At 67.1% G+C, this 22,371-nt stretch carries 28 protein-coding genes; 17 read left to right on the forward strand and 11 right to left on the reverse strand.

All coding sequences use genetic code 11. The annotated features are described in order from the left end of the window. Together hrpA and F793_RS0103925 are read left to right on the forward strand one after the other, a co-directional pair. Complete coding sequence (gene hrpA / locus F793_RS0103920; RefSeq protein WP_018882592.1) at positions 1-3,930, forward strand: ATP-dependent RNA helicase HrpA; 3,930 nt, start codon at positions 1-3, stop codon at positions 3,928-3,930. A 25-nt stretch (positions 3,931-3,955) separates the two neighbouring features. Then, positions 3,956-5,212, forward strand: coding sequence for an FAD-dependent oxidoreductase (locus tag F793_RS0103925; RefSeq protein WP_018882591.1), 1,257 nt, complete (start codon positions 3,956-3,958; stop codon positions 5,210-5,212). 45 nt (positions 5,213-5,257) lie between these two features. Here the strand turns inward: F793_RS0103925 and F793_RS0103930 are convergent, their stop codons facing one another. Genes F793_RS0103930 through F793_RS0103940 form a run of 3 tightly spaced genes read right to left on the reverse strand, consistent with a single transcriptional unit; the run spans position 5,258 to position 7,660 of the window. Then, positions 5,258-6,592 carry a HAMP domain-containing sensor histidine kinase gene (locus F793_RS0103930; protein ID WP_018865540.1) on the reverse strand — a complete coding sequence of 445 codons (1,335 nt, stop codon included), beginning with the start codon at positions 6,590-6,592 and terminating at the stop codon, positions 5,258-5,260. 25 nt (positions 6,593-6,617) lie between these two features. Continuing rightward, the gene (locus F793_RS0103935; RefSeq protein WP_018865539.1) at positions 6,618-7,334 is read right to left on the reverse strand and encodes a response regulator transcription factor; all 717 of its coding nucleotides are present in this window, start codon (positions 7,332-7,334) and stop codon (positions 6,618-6,620) included. After that, positions 7,331-7,660, reverse strand: a complete 330-nt coding sequence (locus tag F793_RS0103940; protein WP_026279137.1) for a PepSY domain-containing protein — start codon at positions 7,658-7,660, stop codon at positions 7,331-7,333. The genes F793_RS0103935 and F793_RS0103940 overlap by 4 nt, the downstream gene beginning before the upstream one ends. Before the next feature lie 95 nt (positions 7,661-7,755). Between F793_RS0103940 and F793_RS0103945 the strand changes: the two genes are divergently transcribed. Together F793_RS0103945 and F793_RS0103950 are read left to right on the forward strand one after the other, a co-directional pair. Next, positions 7,756-8,067, forward strand: a complete 312-nt coding sequence (locus tag F793_RS0103945; RefSeq protein ID WP_018878102.1) for a DUF2288 family protein — start codon at positions 7,756-7,758, stop codon at positions 8,065-8,067. A 3-nt stretch (positions 8,068-8,070) separates the two neighbouring features. Then, positions 8,071-8,463 (forward strand): DUF3775 domain-containing protein, encoded by a 393-nt coding sequence (locus F793_RS0103950; RefSeq protein WP_018882590.1) that lies wholly within the window; start codon positions 8,071-8,073, stop codon positions 8,461-8,463. 22 nt (positions 8,464-8,485) lie between these two features. Here F793_RS0103950 and F793_RS0103955 read toward each other — a convergent pair whose 3' ends face one another. Beyond that, positions 8,486-8,794, reverse strand: coding sequence for a PilZ domain-containing protein (locus tag F793_RS0103955; RefSeq protein ID WP_081618700.1), 309 nt, complete (start codon positions 8,792-8,794; stop codon positions 8,486-8,488). A gap of 225 nt (positions 8,795-9,019) precedes the next feature. Here F793_RS0103955 and F793_RS0103960 point away from each other — a divergent pair, with 225 nt between their 5' ends. Both F793_RS0103960 and F793_RS0103965 read left to right on the forward strand, forming a co-directional pair. Continuing rightward, positions 9,020-9,331, forward strand: a complete 312-nt coding sequence (locus F793_RS0103960; RefSeq protein WP_018865534.1) for a c-type cytochrome — start codon at positions 9,020-9,022, stop codon at positions 9,329-9,331. 17 nt (positions 9,332-9,348) lie between these two features. Next, a complete protein-coding gene (locus tag F793_RS0103965) occupies positions 9,349-10,644 on the forward strand; it encodes an NAD(P)/FAD-dependent oxidoreductase (protein ID WP_018876550.1) in 1,296 nt (431 codons plus the stop codon). A gap of 311 nt (positions 10,645-10,955) precedes the next feature. On the opposite strand, the gene F793_RS0103970 is transcribed toward F793_RS0103965, so the two are convergent. Further along, entirely contained in the window at positions 10,956-11,156 is a 201-nt protein-coding gene (locus tag F793_RS0103970; RefSeq protein ID WP_017942660.1) for a YdcH family protein, read from the reverse strand. A 133-nt stretch (positions 11,157-11,289) separates the two neighbouring features. Between F793_RS0103970 and F793_RS0103975 the strand changes: the two genes are divergently transcribed. Next, positions 11,290-12,060, forward strand: coding sequence for a S9 family peptidase (locus F793_RS0103975; RefSeq protein ID WP_018882588.1), 771 nt, complete (start codon positions 11,290-11,292; stop codon positions 12,058-12,060). A 176-nt stretch (positions 12,061-12,236) separates the two neighbouring features. Here the strand turns inward: F793_RS0103975 and F793_RS0103980 are convergent, their stop codons facing one another. Then, entirely contained in the window at positions 12,237-12,977 is a 741-nt protein-coding gene (locus F793_RS0103980) for a ferredoxin--NADP reductase (RefSeq protein ID WP_018879644.1), read from the reverse strand. Between the two features lie 114 nt (positions 12,978-13,091). Between F793_RS0103980 and F793_RS0103985 the strand changes: the two genes are divergently transcribed. Both F793_RS0103985 and F793_RS0103990 read left to right on the forward strand, forming a co-directional pair. Continuing rightward, positions 13,092-13,673, forward strand: coding sequence for a thioredoxin family protein (locus F793_RS0103985; RefSeq protein WP_018876553.1), 582 nt, complete (start codon positions 13,092-13,094; stop codon positions 13,671-13,673). 167 nt (positions 13,674-13,840) lie between these two features. Then, the gene (locus F793_RS0103990) at positions 13,841-14,371 is read left to right on the forward strand and encodes a hypothetical protein (protein ID WP_018865529.1); all 531 of its coding nucleotides are present in this window, start codon (positions 13,841-13,843) and stop codon (positions 14,369-14,371) included. A 421-nt stretch (positions 14,372-14,792) separates the two neighbouring features. On the opposite strand, the gene F793_RS0103995 is transcribed toward F793_RS0103990, so the two are convergent. Beyond that, positions 14,793-15,146 (reverse strand): hypothetical protein, encoded by a 354-nt coding sequence (locus tag F793_RS0103995; protein WP_018876554.1) that lies wholly within the window; start codon positions 15,144-15,146, stop codon positions 14,793-14,795. A 356-nt stretch (positions 15,147-15,502) separates the two neighbouring features. Here F793_RS0103995 and F793_RS0104000 point away from each other — a divergent pair, with 356 nt between their 5' ends. Beyond that, positions 15,503-15,709 (forward strand): hypothetical protein, encoded by a 207-nt coding sequence (locus F793_RS0104000; RefSeq protein WP_018865527.1) that lies wholly within the window; start codon positions 15,503-15,505, stop codon positions 15,707-15,709. Positions 15,710-15,767: 58 nt separating this feature from the next. On the opposite strand, the gene F793_RS0104005 is transcribed toward F793_RS0104000, so the two are convergent. The 3 genes from F793_RS0104005 to nadA form a co-directional block, all read right to left on the reverse strand. Beyond that, positions 15,768-16,100, reverse strand: coding sequence for a DUF5615 family PIN-like protein (locus F793_RS0104005; RefSeq protein ID WP_018865526.1), 333 nt, complete (start codon positions 16,098-16,100; stop codon positions 15,768-15,770). Further along, positions 16,101-16,325, reverse strand: a complete 225-nt coding sequence (locus F793_RS0104010) for a DUF433 domain-containing protein (protein ID WP_018876555.1) — start codon at positions 16,323-16,325, stop codon at positions 16,101-16,103. Between the two features lie 154 nt (positions 16,326-16,479). Beyond that, a complete protein-coding gene (gene nadA / locus F793_RS0104015) occupies positions 16,480-17,562 on the reverse strand; it encodes a quinolinate synthase NadA (protein ID WP_018876556.1) in 1,083 nt (360 codons plus the stop codon). A gap of 136 nt (positions 17,563-17,698) precedes the next feature. On the opposite strand from nadA, the gene F793_RS0104020 reads away from it, so the two are divergent. From F793_RS0104020 to F793_RS0104045, 6 genes are all read left to right on the forward strand, one after another. Continuing rightward, the gene (locus F793_RS0104020; RefSeq protein ID WP_018865523.1) at positions 17,699-18,130 is read left to right on the forward strand and encodes a hypothetical protein; all 432 of its coding nucleotides are present in this window, start codon (positions 17,699-17,701) and stop codon (positions 18,128-18,130) included. Then, a complete protein-coding gene (locus F793_RS0104025) occupies positions 18,127-18,666 on the forward strand; it encodes a protein disulfide oxidoreductase (RefSeq protein WP_018882587.1) in 540 nt (179 codons plus the stop codon). Before F793_RS0104020 ends, F793_RS0104025 begins: the two co-directional genes overlap by 4 nt. A 233-nt stretch (positions 18,667-18,899) precedes the next feature. After that, positions 18,900-19,151 (forward strand): type II toxin-antitoxin system Phd/YefM family antitoxin, encoded by a 252-nt coding sequence (locus F793_RS0104030; RefSeq protein WP_018141477.1) that lies wholly within the window; start codon positions 18,900-18,902, stop codon positions 19,149-19,151. Beyond that, a complete protein-coding gene (locus F793_RS0104035) occupies positions 19,148-19,402 on the forward strand; it encodes a Txe/YoeB family addiction module toxin (RefSeq protein WP_018865520.1) in 255 nt (84 codons plus the stop codon). Before F793_RS0104030 ends, F793_RS0104035 begins: the two co-directional genes overlap by 4 nt. Positions 19,403-19,605: 203 nt before the next feature. Continuing rightward, positions 19,606-19,848 carry a type II toxin-antitoxin system Phd/YefM family antitoxin gene (locus F793_RS0104040; RefSeq protein WP_018882585.1) on the forward strand — a complete coding sequence of 81 codons (243 nt, stop codon included), beginning with the start codon at positions 19,606-19,608 and terminating at the stop codon, positions 19,846-19,848. Between the two features lie 274 nt (positions 19,849-20,122). After that, complete coding sequence (locus F793_RS0104045; RefSeq protein ID WP_018882584.1) at positions 20,123-20,515, forward strand: type II toxin-antitoxin system VapC family toxin; 393 nt, start codon at positions 20,123-20,125, stop codon at positions 20,513-20,515. Positions 20,516-20,669: 154 nt separating this feature from the next. Here F793_RS0104045 and F793_RS0104050 read toward each other — a convergent pair whose 3' ends face one another. Beyond that, positions 20,670-21,536, reverse strand: a complete 867-nt coding sequence (locus tag F793_RS0104050) for an SUMF1/EgtB/PvdO family nonheme iron enzyme (RefSeq protein ID WP_018882583.1) — start codon at positions 21,534-21,536, stop codon at positions 20,670-20,672. A gap of 253 nt (positions 21,537-21,789) precedes the next feature. On the opposite strand from F793_RS0104050, the gene F793_RS0104055 reads away from it, so the two are divergent. After that, on the forward strand, positions 21,790-22,362 hold the full coding sequence (locus F793_RS0104055) for a GspH/FimT family pseudopilin (protein WP_018882582.1): 573 nt from the start codon (positions 21,790-21,792) through the stop codon (positions 22,360-22,362). Positions 22,363-22,371 lie beyond the last annotated feature (9 nt).

Below are 22,371 nucleotides of genomic sequence, written 5' to 3' on the forward strand. Positions count from 1 at the left end.
GTGGAACCGGCCCCCGCACCGGATCTCGACGCCCTCGCTGCCCGTATCGAGGCGCTGCCCGCCGGCCCCGAACGCAAGGACCTCACGGACCTGCTGCGCCGGGCCCGCCAGCGCCAGAAGCGCGGGCAGCCCTGCGACCGCATGGCCCGCACCCTCGCCGAGCGCCTGGACCACGCCGAAGGGGGCCGCGCCGAACGCGGCCGCCTGCGCCCCCAGCCCGTTTATGCCGGCGACCTGCCGATCCACGCCGAGCGCGAGCGCATTGTCGCCGCGATCCGCGAACACCCGGTACTGGTGCTGTGCGGCGAGACCGGCTCCGGCAAGACCACCCAGCTGCCCAAGCTGTGCCTGGAGGCCGGGCGCGGCGAGACCGGGCTGATCGGCCACACCCAGCCGCGCCGCATCGCCGCGCGCTCGGTCGCCAGCCGCATCGCCGAGGAACTGGGCACCACGCTGGGGGGTGAGAAGACCTCCACCGTCGGCTTCAAGGTGCGCTTTTCCGACCAGACCGGGCCGAACAACTGGGTCAAGCTGATGACCGACGGCATGCTGCTTGCCGAGCTGGCGCATGACCCGGAGCTGCGCGCCTACGACACCCTGATCGTCGACGAGGCGCACGAGCGCAGCCTGAACATCGACTTCCTGATGGGCGTGCTCAAGCGCCTATCGAAGAAACGCCCGGAGCTGCGCATCATCATCACCTCCGCGACGCTGGACCCGGAGCGGCTGTCGGCGTTCTTCGACGACGCCCCGATCCTGACCGTGGCCGGACGCACCTACCCGGTGGAGCTGCGCTACCGCCCGATCGAGCCGGAAGACGCGGCCGACGAGGACGAAGACGCCGGTCGCGGCGAGCGCGACCTGTTCGACGGCATCCGCGAGGCGGTGGCCGAATGCGAGCGCGCCGGCCCCGGCGACATCCTGGTATTCCTGCCCGGCGAGCGCGAGATCCGCGACGCCCACAAGGCCCTGCGCGGCCAGGTGCGCGCCGACACCGAGGTCCTGGCACTGTACGCGCGCCTGTCCGCGCGCGAGCAGTCGCGGGTATTCCAGTCGCACGCCGGCCGGCGCATCGTGCTGGCCACCAACGTCGCCGAGACCGCGCTGACCGTCCCCGGCATCCGCTTCGTGATCGACTCGGGTCTGGCCCGCGTCTCGCGCTACTCCTGGCGTTCGCGGGTGCAGCGCCTGAGCCTGGAGCCGATCTCGCAGGCCGCCTGCGACCAGCGCGCCGGGCGCTGCGGACGGCTGGGCCCCGGCATCTGCATCCGGCTGTTCGCGGAGGACGACTACCACCTGCGCCCGCCCTTCACCGACCCGGAGATCCAGCGCTCCAACCTCGCCTCGGTGATCCTGCAGATGGCCGCGCTGAAGCTCGGTCAGCCGCGCCAGTTCCCGTTCGTGGATCCACCCGATCCACGCCTGGTCAAGGACGGCTACCGCCTGCTGGAGGAGCTGGGTGCGGTGGACGCGCGCGGGCGCATCACCCCGCGCGGCCGCCAGCTGGCACGCATGCCCATCGACCCGCGCCACGGTGCAATGCTGCTGGCCGGGGCCGACCACGGCTGCGTGACCGAGACCGCGACTATCGCCGCGTTCCTGTCGCTGCAGGACCCGCGCGAACGCCCGGCCGAGGCCACCCAGGCGGCGGACCAGGCCCATCGGGAGTTTCAGGTCGAGGGCTCCGACTTCATGGGCATGCTGCGGCTGTGGGAGGCCTGGCACACCGCGCGCGAGGATCTCGGCTCGAATGCGCTCAAACGCTGGTGCCGCGAGCACTTCCTGAATTTCCTGCGCATGCGCGAGTGGCAGGAACTGCGCGTGCAGCTGCTGCGCCAAGCCCGCGAGATGGACCTGAAGCCGAACCACGAACCGGCCGACGCCGAGCCCGTGCACCGCGCACTGCTGACCGGGCTGGTCAGCCAGATCGGGCAGAAGACCGAGCGCGGCGACTACCTCGGCGCGCGCAACCGCCGCTTCCAGATCCACCCCGGCTCGGTCCTGGCAAAGAAGAAACCCGCCTGGGTGATGAGTGCGGAGATCGCCGAGACCACCCGTGTCTACGCCCGCGACAATGCCCGTATCGAGCCCGACTGGATCCTGGCCGCGGCGGCGCATCTGCTCAAGCACCATATCTTCGAGCCGCACTTCCAGCGTCGCAGCGGACGCGTCGGGGCCTTCGACCGCATCACCCTGTACGGCCTGGTCGTCGCCCCGAAAAAGCCGGTGGACTTCGCAAGACACGACCCGGCCGAGGCGCGGCGTATCATGATCCGCGAGGGCCTGGTCGGCGGCGAGCTGCGCACCCGCTCGAAGGGGGTACAGGCCAACCGCGAGGCCGTGGCCGAGATCGCCGAGCAGGAGGCGCGCGGGCGCCGGCGCGACCTGCTGGTGGAGGAGGATCGCCTGTTCGACTTCTATGACGCCCGCCTGCCGGAAGACATCACCGACGGCACAAGCTTCGAGACCTGGGCGCGCAAGGCCGAGAAGCGGGACCCCGACGCCCTGCGAATCGACCGTGCGGAACTGCTGAACGAGCCGGACACCGCGCTCCCGCAAGGGGCCTACCCCGACCATCTGGAGGTCGAGGGCCTGCGCCTGCCGCTGGCCTACCGCTTCGAGCCCGGTCTGCCAGACGACGGCGTGACCGTGACCATCCCGATCGCCGCGCTGAACGCGGTACCCGACTGGCTGGGCGACTGGCTGGTGCCGGGGCTTTTGGAGGAGCGCGTGACCGCCCTGTTGAAGAGCCTGCCCAAGGGCCTGCGCCGCCAGTTCGTGCCCGCGCCGGACTTCGCGCAGGCCGCGCTCGCGCGCATCGAGCACCGCCAGGGCCCGCTGATCCCGGCGCTGGCCGAGGCCCTGCGCGCGATGACCGGCACCGAGATCCCGCTGGATGCCTGGCGCCCGGAGAACCTCGAGCCACACCTGGTGATGCGCTTTCGCATCCTCGACCCGGAAGGCCACGAGCAGGCCAGCGGCCGCGACCTGGCCGCGCTGAAGCGCCGGCTGGGCGACAGCGCCGAGGCCCACTTCGACGCCAGCCGCCCGGACGAGATCACCCGCGAGGGGATCACCGAGTGGGACTTCGGCGCATTGCCGGAGAGCGTCGAATTCGACCACCAGGGGGCGCAGCTGCGCGCCTTCCCGATCCTGGTCGACCGCGGCGATGCGGTCTCGCTGGAGCTGGAACCGGACCCGGCGCGGGCCGCACGCGCCCACCGAGCGGGGCTGCGCCGGCTGTTCCTGCTGGGCGTGCGCAAGACCGCCCGCGACCTGCGCCGCCAGCTCCCGGAGATCGAACGCGCCTGCCTGAACTACTCGACACTCGGCAGCTGCGAGGCCCTGCGCGACCAGATCCTGGAGGCGGCGGCCGACCGCGTGTTCCTGGCCGAGCCGTGGCCGCGCGATGCCGAGGCCTTTGGAGAGCGCCTGGAGGCCAGCCTGCCCGAGTTCTCGCCCACGGTGATGGAGCTCTCCCGCCTGGCCGCCGAGATCCTGCGCCACTGGCACGACCTGCGCACCCGGCTGCAGGGCGATCTGCCGCTGTCCTGGATCGAGGCCGCGCGCGACATCCGCAGCCAGCTCGAGGCGCTGGTCCCGGCCGATTTCCTGCTGCGCACCCCGCACGACACGCTGCCCGAGCTGCCGCGCTACCTGCAGGCGATCGACAAGCGCCTGGAACGCCTGACCCAGGCGCCGGACAAGGACCGCGCCCGGCGTGTGGCGGTCGAGCCGCTGTGGCAGCAGGCACAGGAGCTGATCGCGCGAGCGCCGGACCACCCCGACGTGCTCGCGTTTCGCTACCGCATCGAGGAGTTTCGCGTCTCGCAGTTCGCCCAGGAACTGGGCACGCGCGAGAAGGTGTCGCCGAAACGGCTGGAACGCGAATACACCGACGTGATCCAACGACTGGCAAGCGGCCAATAAGCAATCTGGACAGAGGAAGCAACGGATGCGCGTAGTCGTGATCGGGGCCGGTGTGATCGGCATGACCACCGCCTGGTACCTGCAGGAGGCCGGGGCCGAGGTCGTGCTGGTGGATGCCGCCCCCGCCCCCGCCACCGGCTCCAGCCAGGCCAACGGCGGCATGCTGCATGCGAGCCACGCCGAACCCTGGAACACCCCCGGCGTCGGCCTGGACCTGCTGCGCTTTCTCGGCCGCACCGAATCACCGCTGCTGCTGCGCCCGCGCGCCCTGCCGGGGCTGGCCGGCTGGGGCCTGCGCTTTCTGTGGCACAGTCGGCGGGAATTATTCGAGCAGCACACCCGCCTGAATGCCCGCCTCGCGGCGTTCTCGCTCCGGGAGATCGACCGCCTGCAGCGGGAACTGGCGACCGAGGGGCTGGATTTCGACTTTCGCCGCTGCGGCATCCTGAAGCTGTTCCAGGACCCGGCCAGCCAGGCCCACAATCGCGCCGCCAGCGAGGCGATGCGTGATGAGGATGTGCGCTTCGAGGACTGGGACGTGGAGCGGATCATCGCGGAGGAGCCGGCACTGGCGCCGGTGCGCGACCGCCTGTGCGGCGGGCTGTTCTTCCCCGGGGATGCCATCGGCGACGCGGCACGGTTCACCGAGCAGCTGCTCGCGATCGGCCAGCGCCGGGGCATCCGCTATTACCCGAACGTCACCGTACGGCGCCTGCGCACCCACCGTGGCCGGATCGACGCGGTGGAGACCTCCGAAGGGCCGATCGCGGCGGAGGCCTGCGTGGTCGCCAACGGCTACCACGCCCCGGACCTCCTGCGCCCGCTGGGGCTGCATCTGCCCGTCGCCCCGGTAAAGGGCTATTCGCTGACCCTGCCGATGGACGCCGACTGCCGGCTGAACCTGCCGCTGATCGATGACGCCAACAAGGTGGTGATGACCCCGCTGGGGGCGCGCCTGCGTCTGGCCGGTACCGCCGAATTTGCCGGCCGCGACCGTCACCTGAACATCGAGCGCGCGGCGAATGTCCTCGATCAGTGCCGGCGCACCCTGACCGGCCTCCCCGCAACCTTCGACCCGCAGACGATGGCCCCCTGGACCGGCCTGCGCCCGATGAGCGCCCGCGGCACACCGATCCTCGGCCCCACCGCCATCACGGGCCTGCACCTGAACACCGGATCCGGGCATCTGGGATGGACGTTTGCCTGCGGGGCGGCGGCACTCGTGCGGGCAGGGGTGCTGGGCGAGGCACCGAGCCTGCCGATGGAAGGCCTGGGGCTCTGATCCGCGCGAACCGGCTGTTGCGGGATAGCACCCCGGTAAGTCGATTCAGCCCCCCGGGAACACCATGCGGATGCGGGCCCCGTGCAGATCCGGGGCCTGTTCGATGAACAGCGTCCCGCGGTGGTCGGTGACCAGGGTATGGATGATGCTGAGCCCGAGCCCCTGACCGGTATCCCGGTCGGCATCCTGCCCGCCGCGTGTGTCCGCGCGCTGGCCGCGCTCCAGCACCCGGGCCCGGTCGGCCGGCGGGATACCCGGACCGTCATCGTCGATGATCAGCATCACCTCGCCGGGCTGGCAGCGCGTCGTGACCCGCACCCGGCTGGTGGCATGGCGAATGGCGTTGTCCAGGGTATTGCCCAGCAACTCGAAGATGGCGCCACCGTCCATGCGCAGGGCACAGCCCGGGGCCAGGTCGGTCTCCAGCGTCACCCCCTCCTGCGCGGCGAGCCGTCCCAGCGCCTGGCCGGTTCGCTCGATGATCGGCGCCAGCGGCTCGGCAGCCTGGAACGGGGCCGGCCCCAGCCGCTGCGCCTGATTCAGCTGGTGCTGGACGATCCCCTGCAACCGGTCGACCTGGTGCTGCATGTCGTCCGGGTCCGGTCGCGCGCTCTCGAGGTTCAGGCGCAGCGCGGAGATCGGGGTCTTCAGGCTGTGGGCCAGGTCCGCCAGGGCATTCTGCTGGCGCGCCAGGCGGGCCCGCTCGAACTCGACTAGGTCGTTGATGCTGCCGGTCAGGGCGCGGACCTCGGTGGGATAGTACCCGCCCAGACGGGCATGGTCGCCATGGCGCAGGGCGTCCAGGTCGCGCCGCACCTGACGCAACGGGCGCAGCCCCCAGAACCACAGCGCCAGCGACAGCACCAGGATCATGGACAGGGTCATCGCGCCCAGCCCCTGCCACAGACTGACGCGGTACTGTTCGACCTGTTCATTGAAGGCCTCGCGGTCCTCCAGCATCTGGAAGGTCAGTCCCACCTGGTCGCCCTCCAGCTCCCACTGCACGGGCAGGCTGAAGCTGAAGTACTCGTCCTCCGACCAGCCACGCAGCGAGACGCCCACCGTCGAGGGCGACCGCCAGAGGGTCTGGCCCTCCTCGCCGAGGATGCGCGCATAGAGGCCACTGACCGGCAGTTGCAGCCGGCTTTCGGGGAGCATCTCGGGGACCCGTACATCCGCGGGGCCGATCACCTCGGCCAGCCCCATCAGCAGCAGCACCTGCGCCTCCAGCCGGGTCTCCACCGCGTCCGCCGCATTGTCGCGAAAGGCCGCCTCCAGCACCCAGGCCGTCAGCAGCGAGAAGATCAGCACGGTGACGGCCGTGACCCCCGCCAGGCGCAGCACCAGGCTGCCGCGCAGCTTGCGCAGGGCCGCCTTCATGCGGACCGGGCGGCCTCGGGGTGGATCATCGGGCGCTGTCCGACTCGTTTTCCGGGGCGGGGTCGGGTTCGCGGGCAAAGCGGTAGCCGCGCCCGCGCAGGGTCTCGATCAGCCCCAGGCTGCCATCGGCATCCAGCTTGCGCCGCAGGCGACCGATCAGGACCTCGATCACGTTGCTCTCGCGGTCCTCGTCGTGGTCGTACAGGTAGTCCGCCAGCGCGTCCTTGCTCAGCACCCGGCCGGGCTGGCGCACCAGGGTCATCAGCAGGCGGTACTCGAATGTGGTCAGGGTCACCGATTCGCCATTCAACCAGACCTCGTCGCCGGCGGTATCGATCACCAGCGGGCCGAAGTGCAGCCGCTCCTGGCCTGACTGCAGGCTGCGGCGCGCCAGGGCGCGCAGGCGCGCCAGCAGTTCCTGGATATGGAAGGGCTTGGCCAGGTAGTCGTCGGCGCCGGCCTCCAGACCCTCGACCTTGTCCTGCCAGCGGTCGCGCGCGGTCAGGATCAGGATCGGCAGGCGCGGCTTCGACTCGCGCGCCTTGCGGATCACGTCGAGGCCATCCATGCCGGGCAGGCCAAGATCGACCACGGCGATATCGCAGTGGTACTCGGTCAGCAGGTACAATCCGGTCTCGCCATCCGAGGCGGTATCCACGCGGCAGCCGCTGCGGTCCAGTTCCTCGCCGATCTGGTTGCGCAGGGCAACGTCATCCTCGATCAGTACCACGCGCAGATTCATTCCGGGAGCTCCACTTCCGTACCTTCCTCGATGCGCAGGGTACGCACTTGCTGGTCGTTGGTCAGGATCCGGATCACGAACAGGCGCGCCCCGTAGCGGCTGACATCCTCGCGGGCATGCAGGACCCGCCCCGGGTAATGTGCCTCGATCTGGGCAACAGCCTCGTCCAGGTCCCAGACCGCGGCCTCGGGGTCGTCGGTATTGAACTGCGCCTGTGCCGGAAGCGCGACCAGGAACAGCATGGCCAGCGCCCGCACCGGGCCCGAGCGACGCCGCATCGGGTGCCGCTCGCGGTGTCCGGGCTGGAGATCCGGCGTGGGTCGCATGGTGGCGCATCCTCCGGGGATTTGCGTGGAAAGGTCTTGAAGATGCAAGGGTATCGGCCTAGCCTGAACCCTATCTGAAACCGACCGGAACCGTCATGCAAGACGCCCCTGCCGAACAACCCGAGATCCCCCTGGAAGAAGAGGCCGGTCCGCTGCCGTGGAAGGAGCTCATGCCGCATTTCGCCCGCGGCGTGGTGATCCGCGTGGCACCGGAACTGGACCTGATCGAGGTGGCCCGCGCCTTCCGCGATGACGCCACGCATCAGGTCAGCGAATGGCTAGCCAATGACCAGGTCGCCCGCGCCTCGGATGACGATGCCCGGCGCTGGGCCGCGAACGATCCGATCTTCACCGCCATCGTGGCTGCGCCCTGGGTCCTCGCCCAGGAGCGGACCCCGTCCCACTAGACGATGGCCGTCTCCCTTGGCATCCCCGGCGAGACCCTGGAACGGCTGATCCAGGCCGCCCGCGAGTTCCACGCCAAGGAGGACGTGGTCTTCCCGGATACCGGCGCCGAGGGCAGTGACGACGACTGGGCCCTGCAGGTGCTGGCCGACCACGCCAGCGACCTGACTCTGCAGGAGCTGGAGGGCACGCTGCGCGACCTGGGCCCGGAGCAACAGGCGGAACTGCAGGCGCTCAGCGGCGTCGGGCGCGGGGATTACGCAGTCACGGACTGGGATACCGCACTGCAGGAGGCCCGCGACGACTGGAGCGCGGACACCGTGCACTGGCTGCTGACGAACCCGATGATCGCCGACGAGTGGGCCGCGGGCCTGGAACAGATCGAGCGCGAGGTTTAGGGCAGCAATTTCCCCCTAGGGGCTACCCGAGTTCCTCGGGATCGAAGCGCACGGCGATGCCGTCGTCCATCACCCGCACCACCTGGGCCTTCACCCGCGGCGCCTCGCCGCCATCCCCGAGCATGCCGAAGACCTGGAGCATCAACTCGTCATCCGAGGCGAGCTTCATCAGGTGCCCCACACAGGCGTTTTCCGGATCGTCCCACTGCAGGAAGGCTCCGCCGCCGGAGATGTCGTTGGTGGTCAGGGTCACCGTGTCCCCGCTTTCGCACTCGGCCACGACCTCGACCGTCATCGGGATCCGTGGATGACGACGCCGCTCCCCTGTCATGGCACTCCTCCTGGTGGCAGATGCCTTTGCAATGTATCGAAAAGGCGCTTTCTGTGTGCTATACGATCTCCATGATCGTTGGTTTTCGCGATCAGGCGCAACTACCGGGCTCGAACCCGGTGGCGCAAATCACAACCCGGATCACCACACCGGGCCCGAGGATGAAGGCAGTACTCCACAGCTGTCGCTCGCAAAAAGCCACTTCTAACGGAGGAGTCCGTTCCAATGAAGAAATCGCATTTGTACCTGGTGGGGCTTGCCGCCTCGCTGGCGATGGCGGGCACTGCTACCCAGGCCCTTGCCGACGACGAAATTACCCGGGGCCAGCTGATGGCCGCCTCCTGCAAGGCCTGCCACAACGCGGCCGGCGCTCAGGAGGGTGTACCGGATCTGGGCCGGATTCCCGCTGATGTCATCGAGAGCCAGATGAGGGCATTCCGCGACGGTGACCGTGACGCGACGATCATGGATCGTCACGCCAAGGGCTACACCGACGAGGAAATCGAAGCGATGGCCGGCTACTTCAGCCGCTTCTGATCAGGGGGAATCACATCATGCATGACTTTACTCGACGCAATTTCCTGAAGGTCGCCGGCATCAGCAGTGCCGCGGCCTTCGCTGGCATTGGCTGTGCAGCCAACGGCATGCGCGGGGCCGACAAGGCTCACGTCGTGGTCGTGGGCGGCGGCTCCGGCGGCGCGACCGCCGCGAAATACATCAAGCAGTTCTCGCCCGACATGCGCGTGACGCTGATCGAGCCGAACGCCACCTACCACACCTGCTATGGCAGCAACTGGGTGATCGGCGGCTTCGCGGACATGGACTTCATCGCCCACGGCTACGACACCCTGCGGGATGACTACGGCATCGAGATCGTCCAGGACCGGGTGACCGCGGTGGACGCCTCCGCGCGCAGCGTGCGCCTGGCCGGCGGCGACAGCATGAGCTACGACAAGCTGGTGATGTCTCCGGGGATCGATTTCCGCTACGACGACATGCCCGGCATCTCCGAGGCCGACGCCGACCGTGTCCCGCACGCCTGGAAGGCCGGTTCGCAGACCGAGCTGCTGCGTTCCCAGCTGCAAAACATGCCGAACGGCGGCGTGTTCGTCATGGTCGCCCCGCCGAACCCGTTCCGCTGCCCGCCGGGGCCGTACGAGCGGGTGTCACTGGTCGCGAACTACTTCAAGCAGGAGAAGCCGCGCTCCAAGATCATCATCCTGGATCCGAAGGATGGCTTCTCCAAGCAGGGCCTGTTCGAGGAAGGCTGGGCCGAGCACTACGGCGACATGATCGAATGGCGCGCCGGCTCGGAGGGCGGTCGCGCCGAGGAAATCGATGTCGACAACATGACCGTGCTGGCCGACAGCGGCTTCGAACGCGTCCGTGCCGACGTGCTGAACTTCATCCCCGCCCAGCGCGCCGGCCAGATCGCCCACGACGTGGGCCTGACCAATGACGAGGGCTGGGTCCCGGTGGATCAGCTCACCTTCAAGTCGGAGATGGACGACAACATCTACGTCCTGGGGGATGCCAGCGTGGCGGGCGCCATGCCCAAATCCGGCCACTCGGCCAACAACCAGGGCAAGATCGTCGCGGCCGCGGTCGTGCGCGAACTGTCCGGCCAGGAGCCAATCAACCCCTCCTCCGCCAACACCTGCTACAGCCTGGTCACCCCGGACTACGCGATCAGCGTGGCCGCGGTCTACCAGTACCAGGACGGCGCGATGGCCGGGGTCTCCGGCGCCGGAGGCGTCAGCCCGTCGGGCGCCAGCTCCAGCTTCCGAAGCCGCGAGGCGCAGTACACCCGGGCCTGGTACGCCGGGATCACCCGCGACATCTGGGGCTGACCCCAGCCGTTCCGTCACGGAACGCACTCGAACGGCGCCTCCGGGCGCCGTTTTTTTTGCTCACCACGAAGCCCACGAAGGCACGAAGAAGGTCAAGGTCAAGGGCGATTCACAGGAAGGCTGGAAGAGCGGGAAGAAAAACAGATTACTTTATGTGTCGTGAGCCCCTGATCTGACCGACGGGTAAACGCTTAACAGAACGATCTGGGCCCAAGGCCTATAGCCTTGCCTTTCTTCCTGTCTTCTAATCTTCCTGTCACGCGCTTTGCTCTCATGCGCGCCCCCGTCCGCTTCGTGGTGAATATCCCGGGTCAGGCGTTGAGGTCGGGGATCAGCCGGCTGCGCAGGCGCTGGATCGCGTCCTTCAGTTGCAGCTTGCGCTTCTTCAGGCGCTGGATGGCGAAGATGTCGGGTGCGGCCTGCTCGTGCATCACGCCGATAGCGGAATCCAGAGCCCGGTGCTCGGCCTCCAGCTCGGCCAGGCGTGCGCGAATCTGACTCTCGGTTTCCAAGCCGGCCCCCAGTGGTCCCGTGAAGTGGTGGCCGCGTGGCAGGAGAATCCCGCGTGGCCATTCGGATCATCAAACCCGTATGATCGCAGACCGTCCCCGGCGGGACCATAGCCGCCCTTCAGGAGCCTGCTCGATGGCGATCCACAACACCCCGCTCACCATCCAGACCCCGCGCGGCCCCCGTCTGGGCGGCGTACTGGTCGCACCCGAGGCCGATGCCATTCGCGGTCAGGCCTGCATCGCGCACTGCTTCGCCTGTTCCAAGGACTTCCCGGCGACGGTACGGCTGGCGCGCGCCCTCGCCGAGGAAGGCATCGCCACCCTGCGTTTCGATTTCATGGGCCTGGGTGACTCGGAGGGCGAGTTCCGCGACAGCACGCTGGAGACCTACTGCGAGGACCTCCACTCGGCGCTCGAGGCGCTGGAGACCTTCACCGGGCGGCACACCAACCTGCTGGTCGGTCACAGCTTCGGCGGGGCCATGGCGATCCATGTCGGCGCGCAGCGCGAGACGCTGGACGGCGTCGTCACCATTGCCGCCCCCAGCCGGCCCGGCCACGTCGCCCACCTGTTCGGGGACACGGCCGACGAGATCCGGCGTGAGGGCTCCGCCCGGATCAGCATCGGCGGACGCCCGGTGGAGATCGGGCGCGCCTTCATCGAGTCGATCGAGGAGCCGACCCTGGACCACGCACTCGACAGCCTGCAGCGGCCGCTGTTGCTGCTGCACGCACCGGGCGACACGGTGGTCAGCGTCGATCACGCCCGCCAGATCTTCCAGCAGGCCCGCCACCCCAAGAGCTTTGTCGCCCTGCACCAGACCGACCATCTGCTCTCGCGCCCGGAACACACCCGCTACGTGGCGGGCCTGATCCGCGCCTGGTCGGCGAACCTGCTGGACTAGTCCCAGCGCAAGCCACAGCCCGTAGGAGGCCAGCCCCCTGGCCGATCAGGCGCCGGCAAAACCCCATCGGCCAGAGGGCTGGCCTCCTACAACATGGCCCCGGGAGCCTGTCGAGTTTGGGCGATCTTCGCGAGCGAAGGGCGAGAGGGCCGGCCCGAATCCAAAAAGCCCCGGGCCTACCAATAGTTCTCGGTGGTGATATGCCCCGGCTTGCGCCGGCGATTCTTCGCCAGGCCGCGCTCCTTCAGGATCGCGGTCGTGTCCTGCACCATGGCCGGGTTGCCGCACAGCATCACCTGCGAATGCTCCGGGGTAATCTTCAGGCCCGCGTGGTGTTCCAGCCGGCCCTCGGCGATCGCGGCCGGCACCCGCCCTTCGAGCCCCCCGGGGAACGGCTCGCGACTGACGAACGGGATGTACTGAAACCGCTTCGCGTCGCGCTCCTGAAACTCCCGAATGGTGTCCTGGTAGGTAAGTTCCTCCGCCTGGCGCACCGCGTGGACCAGGCGGATATTCTCGAAGCGCTCCCACGGGGTGTCCGTCTTCAGGATGGACAGGAAGGGTCCCAGCGCGGTACCGGTGGACAACAGCCACAGGTCGCGACTGTCGGGGAGCTCGTCCAGGGTAAAGAAGCCGGTCGCGCGCGGCATCAGCTCCACCTGATCACCCGGCTCCAGCTGCACCAGGCGGTTGGACAATGGGCCGTCCGGCACGGTGATCAGATAAAAATCCAGCGGGGTCTCGCCCGGGGCGTTCACGTACGAATACGGCCGTCCCACCATCTCCCCGTCGATCTCCAGGCGCAGGCGGTTGAACTGGCCGGCCTTGAACGGCTCGACCTCGGCATCCACGCGCAGCGAGAACAGGCGGTCCGTCCACTGCTTGCGCTCCCGTACGACACCGGTCACCCAGCCCATATTCCCTACTCCATTACTCAGGTATTGTTCAAAGATTGCGGTCGCAGTCGGAAGGTTTCAAGCATCCCCGGCCAACGCCGTATAATTGTCGCAAATCCGACCACTGGAGCAGTCATGGCCCGCACCCCCTCGCAGATGATCGAACTCGGTACCGAGGCACCCAACTTCTCCCTGCCGGACGTCGTCTCCGGCGAAAACGTCAGCCTCGACAGCTTCCCCGACGCGAAAGGCTACATGATCGCCTTCATCTGCAATCACTGCCCGTTCGTGCAGCTGATCCGCCACGAATTCGCGCGCTATGGCCGCGAATACTCGAACAAGGGCATCGCGGTAATCGCGATCAACTCGAACGACATCCAGGCGGTGCCGGACGACGCCCCGGACAAGATGAAGGACGACGCCCGCCGCTTCGGCTACAACTTCCCGTACTGCCTCGACGAGGACCAGTCCGTCGCCAAGGCCTACCACGCCGCCTGCACCCCGGACCTGTACCTGTTCGATGCCGATCGCAAGCTGTACTACCGGGGCCAGTTCGACGAGACCCGCCCCGGTTCCGACACCCCGGTCACCGGCCGCGACCTGCGCGCCGCCAGCGATGCCCTGCTCGCCGGCCAGCCGGCACCGGAGCCGCAGCATCCCAGCCTCGGTTGCAATATCAAGTGGCGCCCCGGTAACGAACCGGACTACTTCGGCTGAACAGGAGGCTCGCTTGAAACGAGGACGACCCAGGGGGCAGGACCGGTGGGCCCGCCCCTGTGGTAGCGAGCCTGCCCGCGAATGGCCCCGCCCTCATCAGCCAGCAACCCAGGCGTTCGCTACCGCGCGCCGCATGCCGCCCCGAACCCCCGGATGAGGGTCGCCAGATGCCTCCCAGCAACGTAATCGACGGCCCCCGCATCGCCACCTGGCGATGCCCGTCCTGTCAGGAGGCGGTACCGCGCCTGCTGCCGAATGGCGAATCGAACCGCATCCCGATTCCACCGGAGCGCATGGCCCTGCCCGACACTACCGTGCAACAGGCCTGCGCCCGGGTGCAGGGGCTGCGCGCGCCCGAGATCTGCTACGCCTGTGATCAGGCCTACCAGGAACTGCTGGGGACGCTGGTGCGCCCCCCAGCCGAGCTCGGCGACGCCCGCGGCGAGCCCGGATTGAACGACACCGGCATCATCGGCGCCCTGTTGCCCATCGCCGACCAGGGCACGCAGATCCTGATCTTCAACGTGATCAACGACGAACTGCGCTGCACCGAGATCGAACGCCTGATCAGCTTCAACCCCGACCGCCTCACCTACCCCGGTACACGCGGCGCCATCGCGCCGCGCATCTGGACCCTCTACGAAGACCACCTGGCCCAGCTGCACGCTCGCGCACCGACGCCCTACACCCCCGACTAGGAGGCCACAGGGAAAACTGACCCGTCATCGCGTGACGTGCAGCAGCGAGCCGCGTGGACAGCCCCGACGCCGAGCCAGGCAACCCTCAGCGGTTGCGTCCGCAGATGGCCACGGCCCCTGACGGAGCCTCGCCATGACGCGAACTGCGAGAAGCATCGTCATCGCGAGACGCGCAGCGCCGTGGCGATCGGTCGGAACCAACCCGGGCGCGCCCCTCGCGATCACGCCCGGGTATCCCCGATCACCCCTCTCGACGTCATCCCGGAAACCGCGCAGCGGTTATCCGGGATCTGACACGCCCGGTCAAAGTAACCACCGCAGATCCCGGCTCTCCGCTTTGCTGCGGCCGGGATGACTCGGGATTCGCAAGGCAATGCCTCGCGTCTTGAAGAACACTGGACGGGACGCGCCGACATGCCCCTCAGGCGTCTTCGGCATCCACCCGCGCCAGCATACGCATCCCGCCAACCATGCAACGCAAGGCCTCCAGGGCCTGTAGATCCAGCTCCGCGCCGGTCTCGGCGGGCAAGCGCCAGTATTTCGGGCGGCAGGTCGCGGGCCGATGTTCGGGCATGGCGCGGGCGGCGGCGGTGTCGACCGCCACCAGCAAATCGGCCCAGGCCAGGTGATCATCCGTCAGCGCGCCCATCGCGCGCGCCGGACGCACCTCGATCCAGTCCTCGAACTCGGCCGCCGCGGCCAGCTCCGCCACGCGCGCGGCACGCCCGTCCGGGCGTTCCGACGCCACCAGCAGACGTGCACGGCGCTTAAACATCTCCGCACCCCGGGGAAACATTGATCAATGTACACGCTCGCGCTCGAGTCGCTTTTGCGTGCGAACAAGGCGCGGTGACTGCCGTGCAGTCATTCTGCACAAGGGAACCGCAACGCCGTTCCCACGCAAAAGAGGCCGAGCCCCTTCGGGGTTGGCACCCCAGGTTCCCCGATCCTGCGTTGCGGCCCTTGCCGGTAGAACCACTACCGGCTGCACACCGCGCCTTGTCTCGGAAAACCTGGGGTGCCAACGCGAGCGTGTACATTAATCAACGTTTCCCTGGCAAGTGCTTTTGAATGGCACCGCAGGCCACCCTCAGGCTATAACCCAAATGATCGAAACGGAGAACGGACGCCATGGCCCACCTCGACTGGTCGCAGTACCCGGTAAATGAACTCAAGCTCGTCTACAGCACGCTGCATGCGCAGCTCACCCTGGAGCCCGATCTGATGGATTCCGAACTGATGGCCGACCTGCAGACCCACCTGCAACAGGCGGCGAAGGCCGACGGCGTGGACGTCTCCACCCACTCCCAGTGGGCCGCCTGGCTGAACGACCGCTAACTTCAACTCCACCTGAGTAGACGTGGTGTCAGGACTCGCTCAGCGAGGGGCCGCTCGCTCAGTCGACTTCAATCAGCGATTCGCCGTTCTCCAGCGCCCGGAGCACGCGAGGTAGAAGCGGCTTGAACCATTCGAGCAAGGCCGCTTTCCGGGTATTTCCGATTCGAAGCCAGACGACGGCTGGATAGGCCCCCGAGTCCGCGGAGCGCCACACGGCGAAATCCTCATCCTTGGTCACGATGACGGCCCCCGTTCGGAGAGCTTCCGCCCAGATTTCTTTATCGGAAGCCTCAAGAAGTCCGACATCCGCAACATGCTCGGCCGCAACACCCTGGTCAACGAGCCAACGCGCAAGGGCCGGCGGCAGCTGAGCGTCGACCAGGAAGCGCATTCAGGCGAGGTGAAGAACAGGGTGATCCGTTTGACGCGCGGCAAACCGCAACGCCTCGGTAATGTCTTCGCCCGTCAGGTAGGGGTAGTCCTCCAGAATTTCCTCCCGCGAGGCCCCTGCCGCCAGAAGGTCAAGGACATCCCGCACTCGCATCCGGGTGCCGCGGATGCAAGGGCGTCCACCGCAGATTTCCGGATCAAAGGTGATGCGTTGCAACTCGCTCATGATGGCCTCCTGCGCAGACGACCAGAGAATGTATCGACGAAGTGTATCGTTATCGGACCAATGCTGGAGCAAACGGGTCCGCGCATGTCATGTTCGCCAGAGTCGGGCGCGGGCAGGGGCTTCGCCTGCAAGCAGGCTCCTACAAGACACCTCGTCAGGCGTCGCCTTCGGTAGCCTTGCGGTGTTCGGCGGCGAAGTCGAGCATGCGCTGCGTGGCCACCAGGGCCTTCTGGCGCGCGGTCTCGTCGACGAAGATCTCATTCTTCGCGGGTTCGGCGGTGTCTTCCAGCGTCTCGGCCAGCGAGACCAGGTCGTTCATGGCCATCCACGGGCAGTGGGCGCAACTGGTGCAGGTGGCGCTATGGCCGCCGGTGGGGGCCTCGATCAGGGTCTTGCCCGGGGCCGCCTGCTGCATCTTGTAGAAGATGCCCTTGTCGGTGGCGACGATGAACTCCTGTTCCGGGCGGTTCTTCACCGCCGCGATCAGCTGGCTGGTGGAGCCGACCACATCGGCCTGATGGATCACCTCGCGCGGGGATTCCGGATGCACCAGCACCGCGGCACCGGGGTGGCGGCCGCGCAGGTCCTCCAAGGCCCAGGAGCGGAACTCGTCGTGGACCACGCAGGAGCCGTCCCACAGCACCATGTCGGCACCGGTGGTGCGGCGGATGTAGTCGCCCAGGTGCTTGTCCGGGGCCCACAGCACCTTCTTGCCCTGATCGCGCAGGTGCTCGACCAGCGGCACGGCAATGCTGGAGGTGACGACGTAGTCGGCCTGCGCCTTCACGTCCACCGAGGTGTTGGAGTACACCACCACCGTGTGGTCCGGATACTGGGCGCGGAACTTCGCGAACTCGTCCGCCGGACAGCCGAGATCCAGCGAGCACTCGGCCTCCAGTGTCGGCATCAGCACGCGCTTCTCCGGGCTCAGGATCTTGGCCGTCTCGCCCATGAAGCGCACCCCGGCCACCACCAGCGTCTCGGCCGGGTGCTCCTTGCCGAAGCGTGCCATCTCCAGGGAGTCGGCCACGCAGCCGCCGGTCTCGTCCGCCAGACGCTGCAGCGACTCGTCCACGTAGTAATGGGCCACCAGCACCGCGTTGCGTTCGATCAGCAGGCGCTTGATGCGGCGCACCAGCTCGTCGCGTTGGGCATCGGTCAACGCGTGCAGCGAAGCCGTCACGTGGGCCGTGCTCGGCACGTGGTAAAGCGGCTTGTCGGCTACGGGTGCGTTCATGATCCCTCGCTCTCCGAAGCAGTCGGAGAAGATTATCGTCTGCTTATGGTACGACAGGCCCCGGCGTGCTGTCGTTCCTGCAAATTGTGGGGGCGTGCCCGCGCAACCCAAGCAGCGCGCCTATAATGCCCGCCCGATGGACGAGCTCACCCGCCAATACAAGGCGCTGTCATTCGAAGAGCGCATGGACCTGGCCCTCTCCGGAGCGCTGGAGGAGCGCTGGCGACCGTTGCTGGTCCGCGACCAGCACGCCCAGGTGAAGGCCTACTTCTCCCGGCGTATGGACCTGACACCGGAGGAAGTCGCGCTGCTACTGGCCGACCCCAACCAGACCGTACGCCTGAACTGCGCCAAACGCCCGGACCTGACCCCGGACCAGGTCGAGGCCTGCGTGAACGACCGCGACCCCAACCTGCGCTACTTCGTCGCGCGTAACCCGCTGCTCACCGAGGCCCAGCGGGAACGACTGATGGACGACGAGGACGAACTGGTACGCATCGCAGTGCGCAAGGGCCCGAAAAAACGCGGCACCCGCGCCCGCCCCGGACAAGCCGAGATGATCCGTTGACCGAAACCACGCCCGAGAAACCGAAACGCCCGAAGCCCTCCGGCCGCCGCCGCGCGCTGTCCTGGGGCATCCAGATTGGCCTCGCGCTGGTGATCTTCCTGGCCGTGCGCGCCTGGATGGCGCGCGACATGGTCGAGGGCCCGGCCCCCGAGTTCCAGGCCCAGCTACTGGACGGCACGCCGGTAACGCTCGCGGACTACGCAGCCGAGCCCATGCTGCTCCACTTCTGGGCCACCTGGTGCCCGATCTGCCGCCTGGAAGAAGGCGAGATCGTGCGCCTGTCGCAAAGCCACCCGGTGCTGACGGTCGCTATGCAATCGGGCGTGGAAGAAGAGGTGCTGGACCACCTGAACGAACGCGAGCGGGAACTGGCCGTGATCAACGACCCGGACGGCGCCCTGGCCGCGCGCTACAACGTTCGCGGCGTCCCGGCCACCTTCATCATCAACCCCGACGGCGAGATCGTCTTCCGCAAGCAGGGCTACGCCCCGCCTCTGGAGCTGCGCCTGCGCCTGTGGCTCGCCCGCTGGCTGTAACAGCCTCCAGTAAACGGTGCAGTTCGCTGCGCTCAGTGCATCCTACGCGCCGCAATCCAACCGTAGGATGCGGTTGAACGGAGCGACACGCATTACCCCCCAACGTGCGCCCCCGGCTGGTACCGAGCAGCTCCCATAAGCGTCCATCAACGATGGTCCGTTCGCTTGCTATGGCTCACGCCGAATCGTACATTATCCCGTACATGTACAGATCCGGACCCAAGGGGTACTCCATGGACGCCATTAGCTACACCGCAGCGCGGAGCAATCTGGCCAAGACGATGGAACAGGTCTGCGAAGACCATTCCACGATTATCATCACCCGCAACAAAGCCCCCTCCGTGGTCATGATGTCACTGGAAGACTTTGAGGCGCTACAGGAAACGGCCTACCTGCTTCGGGCACCAGAGAATGCTCGGCGCCTGCTTGCCTCGGTCGCCGAACTGGAGCAAGGGGGAGGCAAGGAACGGAGCCTGGAGGAGTGAGGCTACTCTTTGCTGAACTTGCCTGGGAGGACTATCTCTACTGGCAACGACACGACAAGAAAACCCTTCGCCGCGTGAACGAGCTCATCAAGGCCATCCAGCGCGACCCGTTTACGGGCATCGGGAAGCCCGAACCCCTCAAGCACAACCTTGCCGGCTACTGGTCCCGCCGGATCGATAGCGAACACCGCATCGTATACAAGGTGGACGACGGAACCCTGCTGATCGCGCAGCTCCGCTACCACTACTGACCGGAAGCATCGGATGCGCCAACGTTCGCGACCAAGCGAACGGTGCAGTTCGCTCCGCTCAGTGCACCCTACGCTCAAGAAACCCCTCGTAGGATGCGGCTGAGCGCAGCGAAACACATCAAAATGATCGTGGCCGGCAACCCAGCTTCTTGACCACCAACGCACTTTAGTTACACTTCAAAGTGTAACTAGCGGAGGCCGTCATGGAAGCCACCACCAAGGACATGCGCCTGCACAGCCGCGAACTGCTCGCCGCCGTGGACCGGGGCGAGGAGATCGAAATCACGTATCGAGGTCGCCTGCGCGCCAAATTGGTCCCATACCGAAGCACCTCGGCCCCGCAAACGCGCGCCGACCATAATCCTCTGTTTGGGCTTTGGCGGGACCAGCAAGGCTCGGTTGACGAACACGTCCGACGAATCCGGCAACCCAGGAACTTCAAGTAATGCTAGGGAAACACTGATCAATGTACACGCTCGCGCTCGAGTCGCTTTTGCGTGTGAACAAGGCGCGGCGACAGCCGCGCAGTTATTCTGCACAAGGAAGCCGCAACGCCGTTCCCACGCAAAAGCGGCCGAGCCCTTCGGGGTTGGCACCCCAGGTTCCCCGATCCTGCGTTGCGCCGCTTGCGGGTAGAACCACTACCCACTGCGCGACGCGCCTTGTCTCGGAAAACCTGGGGTGCCAACGCGAGCGTGTACATTGATCAGTGTTTCCCTAGTGGACACGGATGTCCTGATCTGGAATCTGCGCGGGAATCAGCGAGCCAGCGAATGGCTCGACAGCTCGCCGGGATTCACAGTGTCCGCAGTAACCTACATGGAACTCGTCCAGGGGCTGCGCGACCAGTCCGAATTCCGCGCGCTGCGCCAAGCCGTCCAGTACTGGGATGCCCGCATCCAACCGGTAAGCGAAGCCATCTCGAACCGCGCAACCTTCCTTGTCGAGACCTACGCCCTCAGCCACAACATGCAGATGGCCGATGCGCTGATTGCGGCGACCGCCACACAGCTGGGCTTGCCACTCGTCACGGCCAACGATCGGCACTATCGGCACATCGAGGGCCTGGAGATCCACCTGTTCCGACCGGAACAGGGCAGCGCCCCACTGTAGGAGGCCAGCCCTCTGGCCGAGCGGGCCCGGCCTAGGCCCCATCGCCCAGAGGGCTGGGCTCCTACACAAGACCCAAGCCTCGCCGCAGCGCCGAACCGTTCCCCGCGGGGGGCGCGCCTTACGCGCGAAGCCCCTGCCACCGCCGGCCCGGGGCCTACGCCTCCAGCTCGCGCAGGACGCGGAAGCCCAGGTTGGTATCCATCTCGTCGATGTTGCGGCGGCGCCGGGCGGCGCTGCGGGTATTCACGGCGGCATCGAACCAGGAACCGCCCTTGGTGACCACCCACTCGTTGTCCGGGTCGGCGCGATAGACACCGTCGCGGGGGCAGTTCGCGTGGCTGTCGTGCCAAGGCGTGGAGGTAAACTCCTGCACATTGCCGTGCATGTCGTACAGCCCCCAGAGGTTGGGCTGGAAACTGCCCACATCCAGCGGCCGCGACAGCGGGAAACACGCCGGGATGTACCACTTGCGCCGCTGGCGTCGCTCCTCGTATGGGAACAGCGAATTGAAGTGCACGTCGCGACACCCCACGACCTCGCCGAACGCGAACGGCGTGCGCGTGCCCGCCCGGCAGGCGTATTCCCACTCCGCCTCGGTGGGCAGGCGATAGCGCTTGCCCGTCTCCTCGCTCAGCCAGTCCAGATACTGCTGGATGCTGTCGGGCTTGATGTTGAAGATCGGCATGCGCAGCGTGCTCGGCCACACCAGCCACTCCCAGGGTTCCCAGCCCGTCGCCGCCTGGAACGCCTCCCACTCCTCACGCGTGATCGCGTAGCGCCCCAGGGCAAAGGACCGCTCCAGCGCCACGAAGCGCCGCGGGGCCTCATGCGGCTGATGACCGTACTCCGAGGCATCCGAACCCATCTCGAACTCCCCGGCCGGGATCACCTGCAACTCCGGCGTCGGCGCCCCGGAGCGGGCCTCGTCGCGAAACGTGACGTCCAGCCTTGCCGCACGCGCCGCCTGCTGCTGCAGATCCAGCAGATCCGCCTGATCCATCCGCTGCACGTCCTTCACCATGGGCCCACTCACCTCCAACACCTTCAATTTCGCAGCAGACGCAACATCCCGTCACTGCCAGCCCTACCCCGTCATTGCCCTCTCCACCCCGTCATTGCGAGCGAAGCGAAGCAATCTCCCGTCGAATGCACGGCGTCCAAACAGAACCATAGCCACCATGCCTGTCGGGACCTCTGACTTATAGGCAACCTGCCACCGGTAACGTTCCAGCATTACCCAGGTTGGCGGATAGCCCCACCCGCCGTGCTCGTCTATGCTCACGCCTGCACGCGATCTCAGGGAGGAGACGACGATGCGGAATTGCAAAGGAGTTACGGCCATCGAGCTGATGGTCGCACTGAGTGTGCTCGCCATTCTAGCCATGCTCGCGGCCCCCGCGTTCAGCGAGATGCTCGAGCGTCAGCGAATCATCGGCGCCACCAACAGTCTGCTCAACGCCATGCACCTAGCGCGCAGCGAGGCACTCAAGCGCAACCAACGCGTCACCCTGTGTCCGTCCAGCGACGGCGAGACCTGCCGCGAAGACGGCGACTGGGCTTATGGCTGGATCTGGTTCGCCGACCCGACACACTCCGGCGAGCGCTCCGACGAAGACCTGCTCATTGGTTACGAAGCTGCCGGGTTGCAGGACGCACTTTCGATCACGGGGAACACTCCGGTCGGGGACTACGTGTCCTACGTAGCTCGGGGAACGACCCGGCGCACGAACGGCGCGCTTCAGATGGGCAGCTTTACCGTGTGCGGCAACGTCGAGGAAGGCCGACGCGTCATTGTTAGCAGTATCGGTCGTCCGCGCAGCGAGCCAGTGAAGAACTGTCCTGATTAGTTCAGCCGA

It is taken from the genome of Thioalkalivibrio sp. ALE22 (genome assembly GCF_000381445.1).
GTDB lineage: Bacteria > Pseudomonadota > Gammaproteobacteria > Ectothiorhodospirales > Ectothiorhodospiraceae > Thioalkalivibrio.